Below are 13,450 nucleotides of genomic sequence, written 5' to 3'. Positions count from 1 at the left end.
TTTAATAAATATATGTAATATATATTATAACAAATTTAAAGCAGTAACTGTAAGTTACTGCTTAACGTATGTTAATTTTCACAAGCTAAATTGGCAACTGTACAAGAAGTTTTGCATGCTGATTGACAAGAATTAGCACATTCTTTGCACCCTGGCTTTTTTAAGCTTTCTTTAATGTTTGACTTATTTAATGTTACAATATGCTTCATACTAAAATTCCTCCATTTCTAAAGCTTTCCATAGAAATTATATCATAAATTATCATTTAAATAAAGTATTTTATATATTTATTCCCAGCATTCCTGATAATGCTCCTGTTATAACAGCTAATATAATTCTCCATAAATCTTTTAAAACAAATCCAGATTTACCTAAAATAATTGCTGTTATATAAAGTATTACTATATATAAAAATGATACTAATATTCCTACAAGCCATCCTTTGCTATTTATTTTTCTAGTTGAATATATTGAACCATAAATTACGCTTAACATAGTTGTCATCAAAATACACAAAGAAAGTGTACTTTCATTTATGCTTTTATTAGTTTGAATTATTGCCAATATAAAAGCTAGAATTATAGTAATTATACATGATCTAAAAACTCCTTTTCCTATGTATAAATATTTTTTTTTAAATTCATCCAAAAATTGCACCCCCATAATAATAATAAAACAACTCTTTTCTACTATTTATTTATGTAGAAAAGAGTTGTTTTATGATTAATTTTCCTTATTATCTTTTTTTTCTTCTTTTACTTCTTCTTTTGTAGTATTTAACACATGAGAAATACCATTTTTATCAAACTTTATTCTCATTCTGTCTGGTCCAGTTTCTAGTATAACAAATTTATCTTGTATATTTACTAGTTTACCTATTATACCACCTTTAGTCATAACTTCATCATTTACTTTCAAGCTATTTATCATCTCATTATACTTTTTCTTTCTCTTATTTTCTGGTAAAAATATTAGTAAATAAAAAAGAGCAATCATAAGTATAAAAGGCAATAAAGCTCCTATGTAATTTCCCATTTTATATCTCCTTTCATTTATATAAATATTTTTTTAATTTTTTTCATTCCACTCTGATAATTTTTTATTTTTATATTCTTCAAAATAATCACCATCTATAGCCTCTCTTATTTCTTCCATAAGTTTATTATAAAAATATAAATTATGCAATACACAAAGTCTCATAGCAAGCATTTCTTTTGCTTTAAAAAGATGCCTTATATATGCTTTTGAGTAATTTTTACAAGTAGGGCACTGGCATCCTTCATCTATAGGAGTTGAATCCAATTCATATTTTGCATTCATTATATTTATTTTACCATATTTAGTAAACAAATGTCCATGCCTTCCATTACGTGCAGGTAGTACACAATCAAAAAAATCTACTCCTCTAGATACAGCTTCTAATATATTGCTTGGCGTACCTACCCCCATAAGATAAATTGGTTTATCTTGTGGTAGATACGGAACTACTTTATCTATTATTCTATACATTTCTTCATGAGTTTCTCCTACGGCTAATCCTCCTATAGCATATCCATCTAAATTCATTTTTGAAATAATTTTAGCATGTTCTATTCTTATATCATCATAAGTTCCACCTTGGTTTATACCAAAAAGCATTTGATTTTTATTTATTGTATCATCTAACGAATTAAGTCTATCCATTTCTTTTTTACATCTTTCAAGCCATCTTGTAGTTCTTTCTACTGATTTTATAACATATTCACGAGGAGAAGGATTAGGAATACATTCATCAAATGCCATAGCTATTGTAGAACCTAAATTACTTTGAATCTGCATACTTTCTTCTGGTCCCATAAATATTTTTCTGCCATCTATATGCGAATTAAAATAAACTCCTTCTTCTTTTATTTCTCTAATAGTTGAAAGAGAAAAAACCTGAAATCCGCCAGAATCTGTAAGTATAGGTTTATCCCAATTCATAAATTTATGTAGTCCACCCAATTTTTTTATAACTTTATCTCCAGGGCGTAAGTGTAAATGATATGTATTAGAAAGTTCTACTTGACAATTAATTTCTTTAAGATCAATTGATGATACTGCACCTTTTATTGCTGCTAAAGTTCCTACATTCATAAATACTGGTGTTTCTATAACTCCATGAACAGTATTAAGCTGTCCTCTTCTTACTTTTCCACTTTTTTTTAATAGCTTATACAAAAATATTCACATCCTTTTAAGCTGTAATTATTCTTTAAAATTATATATAATTTTAATTTTTATTATTTTAAAAACATTGCATCTCCAAAACTAAAAAATCTATATTTTTTTTCTACGGCCTCTTTATATGCATTCATTATTATATCTTTACTTGAAAATGCACTAACTAACATAATCAAAGTTGATTCTGGAAGATGAAAATTTGTTATAAGAGCATCCACAATTTTAAATTTATAACCAGGGTATATAAATATATCAGTCCATCCTGATTGCTCTCTTACTCTTCCATTTTCATCTGCTATAGTTTCTAAAGTTCTATTAGATGTAGTTCCAACTGCGATAACTCTTTTACCATTTTCCTTTACACTATTAATTATATCTGCTGTTTCTTTTGACATTACATAATATTCTGAGTGCATTGTATGTTCTTCAACTATTTCTGCTTTTACTGGCCTAAAAGTTCCAAGCCCTACATGAAGAGTTACAAAAGCTATTTTTACACCTTTTTCTTCTATTTTTTTTAGAAGTTCTTTTGTAAAATGTAATCCCGCAGTAGGTGCTGCAGCAGATCCTATTTCCTTAGAATATACTGTCTGGTATCTTTCTTTATCTGTGAGTTTTTCTTTAATATATGGCGGCAGCGGCATCTGCCCTAATTTATCTAAAACTTCTTCGAATATACCTTCATATTCAAATTTTACAATTCTATTTCCTTCCTTACCTTCACTTATAATTTCTGCTTTTAATTCACCATTTCCAAATATAAATTTGGCTCCTACTTTAGCTCGTTTACCTGGTTTGACAAGTGTTTCCCAATGATATTTATCAATTCTTCTAAGAAGCAAAAACTCCATTTTGCCTCCAGAAGTTTCTTTAACACCTACTAATCTTGCAGGCATAACTCTTGTATTATTTAAAACTAAACAATCACCTTCCTCAAGGTAATCAACTATATCTTTAAATATTTTATGTTCTATATTACCTGTTTTTTTATCTACCACCATTAGCCTAGATTCATCTCTTTTTTCTAAAGGATGCTGAGCAATTAATTCTTCAGGAAGATCAAAATAAAAATCTTTAACTTTCAAAAAATCCACCTTCTCTTTTTATCTAATTTTATTTTTTAAAGTACTAAAAATAGTTAAATTATTTCAAATTTTATTTCTATTTAAATGCTTATATGTTTTATCTGTTGCCATTCTTCCTCTTGGAGTTCTTATAATAAATCCTTTTTGAAGAAGATAAGGCTCATAAACATCTTGAATTGTATCTAATTCTTCTCCTATAAAATAAGCTAAAGTCTCTAATCCCACTGGGCCTCCATTAAAATTATCAATTATGGCTTCTAATATTTTATTGTCTATTCTATCAAATCCTTCATTATCTATATCTAATAGCTCTAATGCAGCTTTAGCTGTTTTAATGGTTATATTTCCATTTCCTTTAACTTCAGAATAATCTCTAACCCTTTTTAATAATCTATTAGCTATTCTTGGAGTTCCTCTTGAACGTTTAGCTATTTCAAAAGCAGCTTCTTCATCAATATTAACTCCTAATATTTGAGCAGATCTAGTTATTATAAGCTTTAAATCATTTTCTTCATAAAATTCCATAGGTAAGAGTACTCCAAATCTATCCCTAAGAGGAGCAGTTAAAAGCCCAACCCTAGTTGTAGCTCCTATTAATGTAAATTTAGGCAAATCTATTCTTATAGATTTTGCAGAAGCTCCTTTACCTATAATTATATCAAGAGCGTTATCTTCCATAGCTGGATATAATATTTCTTCTACAGTTCTATTTAGTCTATGTATTTCATCTATAAATAAAACATCAAAATCACTTAAACTTGTAAGTATAGCTGCTAAATCACCAGCTCTTTCTATTGCAGGTCCTGATGTTATTTTTAAATTTCCAGTCATTTCTTTTGCAATAATATTAGCAAGAGTAGTTTTTCCAAGCCCTGGAGGTCCATATAAAAGAACATGATCTAATGCTTCATTTCTTTTTTTAGCAGCTTCAATAAATATATTAAGCTTTTCTTTTACCTTAGATTGCCCTATATATTCTTTAAGATTTTTAGGTCTTAGACTAAATTCTATATCTTTATCTTCTTCGGTATTTAAGGAAGTAACAATTCTGTTTTCCATAAAATCCTCCTTAATTCATTAAATATTTTAGGCTATTTTTAATAATATTTTCAATAGATTCTTCCTTATGTACCTTTTTTAAAGCTTGTTCTGCTTCTTTTTCAGAATATCCAAGTGCCAAAAGAGCTTCTAAAGCTTCTGATAAATTTTTATTTATACTTTCTTCTTCATAATTTTCTGATTCTTTAGAAATATCATCATTTTTTTTGAGCTTATCTCTAAGCTCTAATATAATTCTTTGAGCTATTTTTTTTCCTATCCCTGGAGCTCTGGTAATAGTCTTTTCATCTCCAGTTAAAATTGCATATTTTAAGTTGTTTACATTGCTTATAGAAAGAAGAGATAAAGCTGCTTTTGCTCCTACTCCATTAATATTTAAAAGCATATTAAACATATCTAATTCATCTTTTGTTAAAAATCCATATAATCCAATAAAATCTTCTCTTATAATTTGATGAATAAAAAGTTTAACAGTATCGTTTATTTTAGGCATGTTAGCAAGAGTATAACCTGATGTATGTATTTTATATCCTATACCATTATTTTCTATGACTATATAATCTTTATTAACTCCTACAAACAATCCTTTTATATACTCGTACATTTTTACTCCCTTTCATAAAATCACTATATTTTATATTATGAATTGATTTTAAATTATAAATAAATTAAAATTATATTTTATTTATAATTCATATATTACTTTATCACCTAATAATATTTTATTCAATAAAAAACTTGGGGTTATGAAATAAATTCCCCAAGCTTTTCCTCTACCTCTTCTTTTGTTTTGAATTGAAAATCTTTTGATCCTTTTAATAACAATTTATGATCTTCTTCAGTAGGAACTTCTATACCTGTCTCTTCTTCAATTATAAGATTAGCATTTTCATCAGTTCTATATATTGCAAAACATTTATCTTTAACACCAAGAATATATTTATTAGGTGCATAACTATCAATAGTTTTAACTAATATTACTTCTTTAGAATTTATACTTTCTACATTGTACCCAAGTTTTTCAAGCTCTTCTTTATTTTTTCCCAAATATTTAGAGGCATCAATTTCTTTAACATCCATATCTCCACTTTTTTTATAGTAAGTTTTTAATGTTATTTTTGTATCAGGAGAAATAACATCACCTAATGTTATTTCTGAAGAATTATTTTCTGTTGTGTTTACTTCTTTTATTTCTATATTGTTATTATTAATTTTTTTCATACTTAAATTATAGCTTATCATAAATGTAACAATAGAAAAAGTAATAAATAAAATTGCAATTAAAAAATATTTTCTTTTAAACATAATATCCCTCCTTGCATAATATTATGTCCAAAAGAATATTTTTTTATACAATATTATATCATGATTATCTAACAAAAACTATTTTTTTATTAGAATTGACCATTATATTTTGAAGTAAATCAATAATAAACATACTACTAATTGTGTAATAGAAATTTATTTACAGCTTATTGTGGTTTAATTATACTATATATTTTTAGCTTCTTCTAAAAGTGCTTCTATTTTAGGGGTGCATCTTCTCCCACAGCATGATCCAGATCCAGCACCTGTTTTTGCCTGAACTTCTTTAAGTGTTTTAGCTCCACCATCTATTGCTTTTTTTATAGTAAGTTTTGAAATAGATTTACATAAACATACTTTAGTTAATTTATCTAATATTTCTTGATTTAAATTTTGTTCCATATTAATTATCATTCCTTTCAAAATTAAAAATTTCTATATAGTAACTTACATATCGTTCATATCGTTTTATTATATTATTTTTAAATAATAATTTTTATTATAATAATTATGCTAGCAGTTATTAGAAAAGCACCAGGCTATAACCTAGTGCTTTTCATATGTTGAGCAAATCTATAAGCCGAGTTCTGTATTAAACAGTCATCTATCTAGGCTTATTGTTGCCAATAAGCTCAAGCGACATACCCGAAGGCGGAGCGGGCAACTCCTTCATCTTATTACAGATGATGCCTTCCTATTCAGTCTTGCTCCAGGTGGGGTTTACATAGCCGCAAAGTCGCCATTGCGCTGGTGAGCTCTTACCTCGCCTTTCCACCCTTACCAAAATAAAAATTTATTTTGGCGGTATATCTCTGTTGCACTTTCCTTAGAGTCGCCTCCACTGGGGGTTACCCAGCACCCTGCCCTATGGAGCTCGGACTTTCCTCTCCTTAATACTTATAAATATTAAGCAGCGACTGTCTGACTTACTCAACAAATATAATAATATCATAATAATTATTATAAAGCAAATATTATCTTATTCCAATTTTAGAAAATAGATTTAAATTTAAATAAATTTATATGGCGATTTGCACATTTTTGAAATTATTACATTATTATCTGCACCTATTTCTCTTATTTTTTCTTGTAATTTTTTAGCTGCTAATTTAAGTGCAGGCCATTCTGTTTCAAAATGACCTGCATCAATAATTCCAATGCCTTCTTCTAAATAATCACTAACATAATGATATGATGTATCACCAGTTATTATACAATCTGCTCCTAATTCTTTACATTTTTTAAAATAGCTTTCTCCGCTACCATTTATTATAGCTATTTTATTAATAATCATATTTTCTTTACCAGCATATCTTAATTTTGAAATTTGAAGAAAATTTTTTATATTATTACAAAGCTCTTTTAATGTAATAGTATTATTAAGTGTTATTATTCTACCTATTCCATATAAATCTTTATTCTCTTGTGATTTATCAATTTCTATTATTTCCCATTCGTTATAACCTAAAATTTCTGAAATTATATCATTTAATCCGCCTCTTACTTTATCTAAATTGGTATGACTAGAATATAAATTTATATCATTTTTAATTAATTTTATTATTTTTCTACCTTGTAATGTTTCTGTAGTGATAGATTGCGGTTTTATAAAAAGTAAAGGATGATGTGTAATTATTAAATTAGCTCCCAAATTTATAGCTTCATCTATAACTTCTAATGTACAATCTAAAGCTATTAATATTGAAGAAACTTCTGATTCTAAATCTCCAATCATAAATCCAACATTATCATAATCTTCCTTTAAATTTAAAGGAACATGTTTTTCAATAATATTTTTTACATCTTTAACTTTAAGTACCATAATTAAATCAACTCTTTCAATCTATTAATTTTATTTATAATCTCTTTTCTTTTATTTTGTGCATTTTTTGTATCTTCATTTATATATTTTATTATGTTTAAATATTTTTCAATCTTATTTTTTATATACTCTTTCATTAAAGGATGCTGTTTATATATTAAAGTTTTACTTATTTCATAATAAAAAGGATCTATATTTTGTATATTTTCCCCATATCTAATTTTAATTATTTCATAAAATTTATCATCTTCTTTGCACAAATCTTCATCTATTATTTCATATCCTTTTACATATATATATTTTCTTAAAACTTCAGGATTTTGCATAGGCTGTACTATACAATAGTTTAATTTTTTAAATACATCAATATCTTTTTCAATTATATCTTGTATTAGGTTTCCTCCCATACCTGCAATAACAGCACACTGTACTTCATCAGGTTTTATAACTGATAGTCCATCCCCTAAACGCAACTCTATTTTATCTTCCAAATTTTCTGATATTATATTCAATTTTGCTTTTTCTATAGGCCCTTTATTTATATCAGCAGCTATTGCTCTTTCAGCTAAACCTTTTTTAATAAGATAAATTGGAATATATGCATGATCAGTACCTATATCAGCTATTATATTACATTTTTCTATCATTGAAGTTATTTTTTTTAGTCTTATACCAAGTTCCATAATCCCTCCAAAATTATATATTAAATTGAAAAATTAAAAGTATAAAGAATTTTAATTTGTATTAATAAAAGAATTAAAGATATTCCTAAAGATATATAAATAAATCTTTTAGAATATTTTTTATCATATTTAGCATAAAAATATGAAGCATAATACATACAAAATAGTATTGCCATGCTAAAAATTCCATACATCATCTGATTAAAAGCAAATTGCTTTCCTGTACCGTATTCTATAGCTATAAAATTAGAATTAAAGTTTAAAGGCATAGATTTTTTGAGCTTACCACTTAGATAAAGAATAAAAGGATTTAAGGTAAAAATTATAATTATTATACTATTTAAAATAAAAGGCATAATAAAAAATTTATCTTTATGTAAATTTATACCATTATTGGGCTTATATTCAAAATCAATAGGTTTAATATTGTAACTATTTAAAAATTTTTCAAAATCATCAAATTCTTTAGGCGAAATAGCATAATTCCCTTTTTTAGTTTTTAAATAAAATACATTTTTATTTGAAGTTATAAATAAGTTTGTTATACCTATATTTTTTATAGCACACTTACCTATAGAAAAATTTTTCAATATAAATCCAGATAATTTTATTCCATTAATATTACCACTATGTTTTTTATATCCTTCAATTTCTTTTAAACATATTTTAATTTTTTTAAAAGGTTTAAATATATATACGTTTTCATAATCTGTGCCATATTTTAGATAAAACCATGTTATTATATAATATAATTGATATATACAGAAAACAAGTAAAAAAACTTTTAGTAAATTTGAAAATATATATGAATTTAATACTATGATTCCAAAATTCACTAAAATTATAGTAGCAATAGTGATACTAATTATATGATAAATATCTTTACCTTTTAATGGTTTATAAATTATCATATTTTCACCTCTTTATAATTAATTAAACCATATATATTTTAGCATAAATATTTTATAATAAAAAGTATAAATAAATCAAATATAGAATGTAAATTTGTATTTATATTAAAATTTATGCTTTTAAAATATTGCTTTGTATATAACAATATTTTAAAAGCATTATAAAAAACATTTATAAGTTTATCTATTTATATTAATTTTTATTTATATTTAACTTTAAATATTATATTTAGTCTAAATAATCCTTTAATTTTTTGCTCCTGCTTGGATGTCTTAACTTTCTAAGAGCTTTTGCTTCAATCTGTCTTATTCTTTCTCTTGTAACATTAAATTCTTTTCCTACCTCTTCAAGAGTTCTAGCTCTTCCATCATCTAAACCAAATCTAAGTCTTAACACCTTTTCTTCTCTAGGAGTTAGTGTATCTAGTACATTTATTAACTGTTCTTTTAGCATAGTAAATGCTGCTGCTTCTGCTGGTGCTGGTGCTTCATCATCAGGAATAAAATCTCCTAAATGACTATCTTCTTCTTCACCTATTGGGGTTTCAAGGGAAACAGGTTCTTGTGCTATTTTCATTATTTCTCTTACTTTATCAACAGGCATATCCATTTTTTCAGCTATTTCCTCTGGGAGAGGTTCTCTTCCTAAATCCTGTAGAAGCTGTCTTGAAACTCTTATTAATTTATTTATAGTTTCTACCATATGAACTGGAATTCTTATTGTTCTAGCTTGATCTGCAATAGCTCTAGTTATAGCCTGCCTTATCCACCAAGTTGCATAAGTACTAAATTTAAAGCCTTTTCTATAGTCAAACTTTTCTACAGCTTTAATAAGTCCTAGATTTCCTTCTTGTATAAGATCTAAAAATAACATCCCTCTTCCTACATATCTTTTTGCAATACTTACAACTAATCTTAAATTAGCCTCTGCTAATTTCTTTTTTGCAGCTTGATCTCCTGCTTCTATTCTATTAGCAAGTTCAATTTCTTCTTCTGGGGTTAAAAGAGGAACCTTACCAATTTCTTTTAAATACATCCTAACTGGATCATCAATAGCTATTCCTTCTGGTATAGATAAATCTAAGTCTTCTTCTGGTACTTCAATATCTTGTATATCTCCTATAACATCTATACCCATACTCTCTAATACTTCATATATTTTTTCAATTTGTTCTGGACTTAAATCTATTTCATCTAATTCATCCATTATTTCCTTATAAGTTAAAGTACCATTTTTTTTGCCTTTTTCAATAAGTTTTTTAACCAATTGCATTTTGGCATTTTTATCTTTCATATTGTTGCCTCCTTTCATAACGCTTATAGACTAGAAATTTTTTCTTGTATATTAGCTAATTCTTGTGTTAATTTTAATGAATCTTCTAATTGACCGTTTTTTTCAAATTCTTTTATTTTATTTTTTATATAAATGACTTTTTGTTCTAGCCTATATTTTTCTATTTCTTTAAAACAATCATCTATAAATTTTGTAACACCATCTTCTTCATATTTTAAGTCAATTTGTAACAGATTTATCCATTCTTTAGAACTTTCTATATCATTACACATTAATTCTATATGTTTTTCTCTTTCATTTATATCTAAGTTTATATATTCTTTTATAAGTTCATATATCTTTTTATGACTTTCTAAAACCAAATAATCTTTAGAATAATTTTGTTCTACATAGTCATATACAGTGTTATTTATATGCATAAATTTTAAAATACTTCTTTCAGCCTTAATATAAGAAGGTTCTCGGTATAATTTATATCCAAAATTATAATCACTATTCATATTTAAAAATTTATTTGTATTATTTTGCATTTCTTTATTTAATAAATCATATATTGATTGTTCTTTTATACCTATAGTTTCTGATATTTTTTTTATATATATTTCCTTTTCTAACGGATTTAAATCTTCAATAATTAATGCTACATTCTTAATATATTTTGATAGCATATTAGGATCATTAAAATCTATATCTTCCCCAATTTTTTTTATTTTATAATCAATTAAAGGAATTGCATTATCAATAAGATTTAAAAAAGCTTCGCTGCCATTAGTTCTTATAAATTCGTCAGGATCTTTGCCTTTAGGTACTGTTAAAACTTTAATATCAAAGTCTTCATTTTTTAATATATCAAGGCCTCTTAACGTTGCCTTTTGTCCTGCTAAATCAGCATCATAAGCGATTATTATTTTATTGGCATATCTTTTTAATAACTTAGCTTGATTTGAAGTAAGTGCAGTTCCTAAAGAAGCAACAACATTAGTTATTCCATATTGATGCAAAGATATACAGTCCATATATCCTTCTACTATTATAATCATTTTATTTTTTAAATTTTTTATAGCAAAATTTAAACCAAAAAGATTAGTTCCTTTTTTAAATATAGCTGTTTCAGGTGAATTAAGATATTTAGGCTTTGAATCGTCTAGCACTCTTCCACCAAACCCAATAACGTTTCCCTTATAATCAAACACTGGAAATATAACTCTATTTCTAAATCTATCATAAAAAGTTCCTTTTTCACTTTTTATGATAAGTCCAGCATTAAGCATATCTAATTCACTATAACCCTTATGTTTTAAAAATTTTAATAAATTATCCCACCCATCTGGTGCATATCCTAATCCAAATTTTTTTATAGTTGCATTAGATATTCCTCTGTTTAGAAAATAAGACACAGCATTTTTATTTCTTTTTAGCTGTGTAAAAAAATATCTGGCAGCATCGATATTAATTTTATATAATTTTTCATTTATATCTTTATTTCTTATTGTTGAATAATTTTCAGCTTTTATTTCAATATTTGCTCTTTCTGCTAAATATTTAACTGCCTCAATAAAATCTAAATTTTTATATTTCATTATAAAAGTAATTACATTGCCTCCTTCACCACATCCAAAACATCTAAATATTTGTTTTTCTTGTGATACACTAAAAGAAGGAGTCTTTTCATTATGGAATGGACAAAGTCCTATATAATTTTTACCAGATCTTCTTAATTTTACATTTTCTGATATAATATCAACTATATCATTGCTGTCTTTTACTTTTTGGATGATTTCTTCTGATATTATCAATGAAACCCTCCTAACTATTTTTTATTTTTCACGCTAAGTTCTATTATATTCGACATAAATTCCTATATTCCTTCTAAAAAAAATAAATATTTTTTTATTTATGTCTTTTATATAATTTTAATTAATAAATTAATAATTTTTTTGCCAGACAAATAATATTGTACCCATAATATAGAAATAATTATTCCTTAAATTTTTAATAAATTACAAACTTTGGTACATAAATACTATTAAATAAATATAAACAATAATCATCACTCATACCTGATATATAGTCACCAACTCCTTGATATAAGCCTTCTTTTTGAGAAATTTCTTTATATATATTAGGCATTTTTTCTGGATATTTAAAAAAATAATTAAAAACTTGTTCTAATACAAATTTTGCTTTTTCTCTCTCTGCTTTTAAAAAATCTCCTTTATATATTTCTTCAAACATAAAAGTTCTTAAATTGTTTAATGCACTTCCTACTTCTTTGCTTAAAGAAACTTCTATATTATTATTTCGTATATTTTCAATGGTAGTATATATACAATCTTTAACTAAAGTATCAATTCTTTTTCCATGATTATTACCAAGCACTTTAGTAATTTCACTAGGAAGATTACTTTCTTTCAATATTCCAGCTCTTATAGAATCATCAATGTCATGATTAACATAAGCTATTTTATCACTATATTTTACTACTTGACCTTCTAAAGTAAATGCTTTTTTTGATGATTTTGAAAATCCACTGTGATAAAGTATTCCATCTAATACTTCTTCAGTGAGATTTAAGCCCCTTCCATCTCTTTCTATTTTCGTAAGCACTCTAATACTATTTTCATTATGTTTAAATCCTTGAGGTAATAATTTATTTAAAACATCTTCCCCATTATGTGCAAAAGCTACATGGCCTATATCATGACCTAATGCAATAGCTTCTATAAGATCTTCATTTAATCCTATACCTTTACCTATAGTTTTAGCTATTTGTGCAACTTCTAAAGTATGTGTCAATCTTGTTCTATAATGATCTCCAGATGTTTTTATATAAACTTGAGTTTTGTGTTTAAGTCTTCGAAAAGATTTACTGTGAATTATTCTATCTCTATCTATCATAAAAGAAGTTCTAGTTTCATCTTCATTTTCTTTTTTCATTCTTCCTCTTGATTTACTTGAAAAAGCTGCTTGTGGTATAAGTATAAGTTTTTCATTTTGCTCTATTTTCTCTCTTATTTTCATAGTGAAACTCACCTCTATAAATTATTTCTATATTTTTATCAAAAACCCTTTTTATTTATATAAATTTC

Annotated in this window: 15 protein-coding genes and 1 other RNA gene; all 16 read right to left on the bottom strand. The window is 25.8% G+C overall.

Annotation, left to right across the window (positions count from 1 at the left end):
* Window positions 1-71 precede the first annotated feature (71 nt).
* The gene (gene scfA / locus B5D11_RS02715; protein ID WP_078681513.1) at window positions 72-209 is read right to left on the bottom strand and encodes a six-cysteine ranthipeptide SCIFF; all 138 of its coding nucleotides are present in this window, start codon (window positions 207-209) and stop codon (window positions 72-74) included.
* 70 nt (window positions 210-279) lie between these two features.
* On the bottom strand, window positions 280-648 hold the full coding sequence (locus B5D11_RS02710; protein ID WP_164850141.1) for a TIGR04086 family membrane protein: 369 nt from the start codon (window positions 646-648) through the stop codon (window positions 280-282).
* Window positions 649-723: 75 nt separating this feature from the next.
* The gene (gene yajC / locus B5D11_RS02705; protein ID WP_078681511.1) at window positions 724-1,035 is read right to left on the bottom strand and encodes a preprotein translocase subunit YajC; all 312 of its coding nucleotides are present in this window, start codon (window positions 1,033-1,035) and stop codon (window positions 724-726) included.
* A gap of 33 nt (window positions 1,036-1,068) precedes the next feature.
* Window positions 1,069-2,199, bottom strand: a complete 1,131-nt coding sequence (tgt, locus tag B5D11_RS02700; RefSeq protein ID WP_078681510.1) for a tRNA guanosine(34) transglycosylase Tgt — start codon at window positions 2,197-2,199, stop codon at window positions 1,069-1,071.
* A 62-nt stretch (window positions 2,200-2,261) separates the two neighbouring features.
* A complete protein-coding gene (gene queA / locus B5D11_RS02695; protein ID WP_078681509.1) occupies window positions 2,262-3,287 on the bottom strand; it encodes a tRNA preQ1(34) S-adenosylmethionine ribosyltransferase-isomerase QueA in 1,026 nt (341 codons plus the stop codon).
* Window positions 3,288-3,350: 63 nt separating this feature from the next.
* Window positions 3,351-4,346, bottom strand: a complete 996-nt coding sequence (ruvB, locus tag B5D11_RS02690; RefSeq protein ID WP_078681508.1) for a Holliday junction branch migration DNA helicase RuvB — start codon at window positions 4,344-4,346, stop codon at window positions 3,351-3,353.
* A gap of 10 nt (window positions 4,347-4,356) precedes the next feature.
* On the bottom strand, window positions 4,357-4,950 hold the full coding sequence (ruvA, locus tag B5D11_RS02685) for a Holliday junction branch migration protein RuvA (RefSeq protein ID WP_078681507.1): 594 nt from the start codon (window positions 4,948-4,950) through the stop codon (window positions 4,357-4,359).
* A 140-nt stretch (window positions 4,951-5,090) separates the two neighbouring features.
* Window positions 5,091-5,651, bottom strand: coding sequence for a hypothetical protein (locus B5D11_RS02680; RefSeq protein ID WP_078681506.1), 561 nt, complete (start codon window positions 5,649-5,651; stop codon window positions 5,091-5,093).
* Between the two features lie 186 nt (window positions 5,652-5,837).
* A complete protein-coding gene (locus B5D11_RS02675) occupies window positions 5,838-6,053 on the bottom strand; it encodes a (2Fe-2S)-binding protein (protein WP_078681505.1) in 216 nt (71 codons plus the stop codon).
* Window positions 6,054-6,211: 158 nt separating this feature from the next.
* An RNA gene (gene rnpB / locus B5D11_RS02670) (RNase P RNA component class A) lies at window positions 6,212-6,584 on the bottom strand.
* A gap of 76 nt (window positions 6,585-6,660) precedes the next feature.
* Window positions 6,661-7,473, bottom strand: a complete 813-nt coding sequence (locus B5D11_RS02665; protein ID WP_078681504.1) for a Nif3-like dinuclear metal center hexameric protein — start codon at window positions 7,471-7,473, stop codon at window positions 6,661-6,663.
* 2 nt (window positions 7,474-7,475) lie between these two features.
* Complete coding sequence (locus tag B5D11_RS02660; RefSeq protein ID WP_078681503.1) at window positions 7,476-8,156, bottom strand: tRNA (adenine(22)-N(1))-methyltransferase; 681 nt, start codon at window positions 8,154-8,156, stop codon at window positions 7,476-7,478.
* A 20-nt stretch (window positions 8,157-8,176) separates the two neighbouring features.
* Entirely contained in the window at window positions 8,177-9,067 is an 891-nt protein-coding gene (locus tag B5D11_RS02655; RefSeq protein WP_078681502.1) for a PH domain-containing protein, read from the bottom strand.
* A gap of 229 nt (window positions 9,068-9,296) precedes the next feature.
* Complete coding sequence (gene rpoD, locus B5D11_RS02650; protein WP_078681501.1) at window positions 9,297-10,361, bottom strand: RNA polymerase sigma factor RpoD; 1,065 nt, start codon at window positions 10,359-10,361, stop codon at window positions 9,297-9,299.
* A 23-nt stretch (window positions 10,362-10,384) separates the two neighbouring features.
* On the bottom strand, window positions 10,385-12,154 hold the full coding sequence (gene dnaG / locus B5D11_RS02645; RefSeq protein WP_078681740.1) for a DNA primase: 1,770 nt from the start codon (window positions 12,152-12,154) through the stop codon (window positions 10,385-10,387).
* A 199-nt stretch (window positions 12,155-12,353) separates the two neighbouring features.
* On the bottom strand, window positions 12,354-13,382 hold the full coding sequence (locus B5D11_RS02640; protein ID WP_078681500.1) for a deoxyguanosinetriphosphate triphosphohydrolase: 1,029 nt from the start codon (window positions 13,380-13,382) through the stop codon (window positions 12,354-12,356).
* Window positions 13,383-13,450: the final 68 nt, after the last annotated feature.

The sequence above is a fragment of the Clostridium sp. USBA 49 genome (assembly GCF_900167505.1).
GTDB lineage: Bacteria > Bacillota > Clostridia > Clostridiales > Clostridiaceae > Clostridium_AT > Clostridium_AT prolinivorans.
This window is presented reverse-complemented; position numbering and strand designations above follow the sequence as displayed.

Coding starts and splice junctions, on each gene's coding strand:
- ruvB (WP_078681508.1), bottom strand. CDS start 4,346: ATGGAAAACAGAATTGTTACTTCCTTAAATACCGAAGAAGATAAAGAT.
- rpoD (WP_078681501.1), bottom strand. CDS start 10,361: ATGAAAGATAAAAATGCCAAAATGCAATTGGTTAAAAAACTTATTGAA.
- scfA (WP_078681513.1), bottom strand. CDS start 209: ATGAAGCATATTGTAACATTAAATAAGTCAAACATTAAAGAAAGCTTA.
- B5D11_RS02655 (WP_078681502.1), bottom strand. CDS start 9,067: ATGATAATTTATAAACCATTAAAAGGTAAAGATATTTATCATATAATT.
- yajC (WP_078681511.1), bottom strand. CDS start 1,035: ATGGGAAATTACATAGGAGCTTTATTGCCTTTTATACTTATGATTGCT.
- B5D11_RS02680 (WP_078681506.1), bottom strand. CDS start 5,651: ATGTTTAAAAGAAAATATTTTTTAATTGCAATTTTATTTATTACTTTT.
- B5D11_RS02665 (WP_078681504.1), bottom strand. CDS start 7,473: ATGGTACTTAAAGTTAAAGATGTAAAAAATATTATTGAAAAACATGTT.
- B5D11_RS02640 (WP_078681500.1), bottom strand. CDS start 13,382: ATGAAAATAAGAGAGAAAATAGAGCAAAATGAAAAACTTATACTTATA.
- B5D11_RS02675 (WP_078681505.1), bottom strand. CDS start 6,053: ATGGAACAAAATTTAAATCAAGAAATATTAGATAAATTAACTAAAGTA.
- ruvA (WP_078681507.1), bottom strand. CDS start 4,950: ATGTACGAGTATATAAAAGGATTGTTTGTAGGAGTTAATAAAGATTAT.
- B5D11_RS02660 (WP_078681503.1), bottom strand. CDS start 8,156: ATGGAACTTGGTATAAGACTAAAAAAAATAACTTCAATGATAGAAAAA.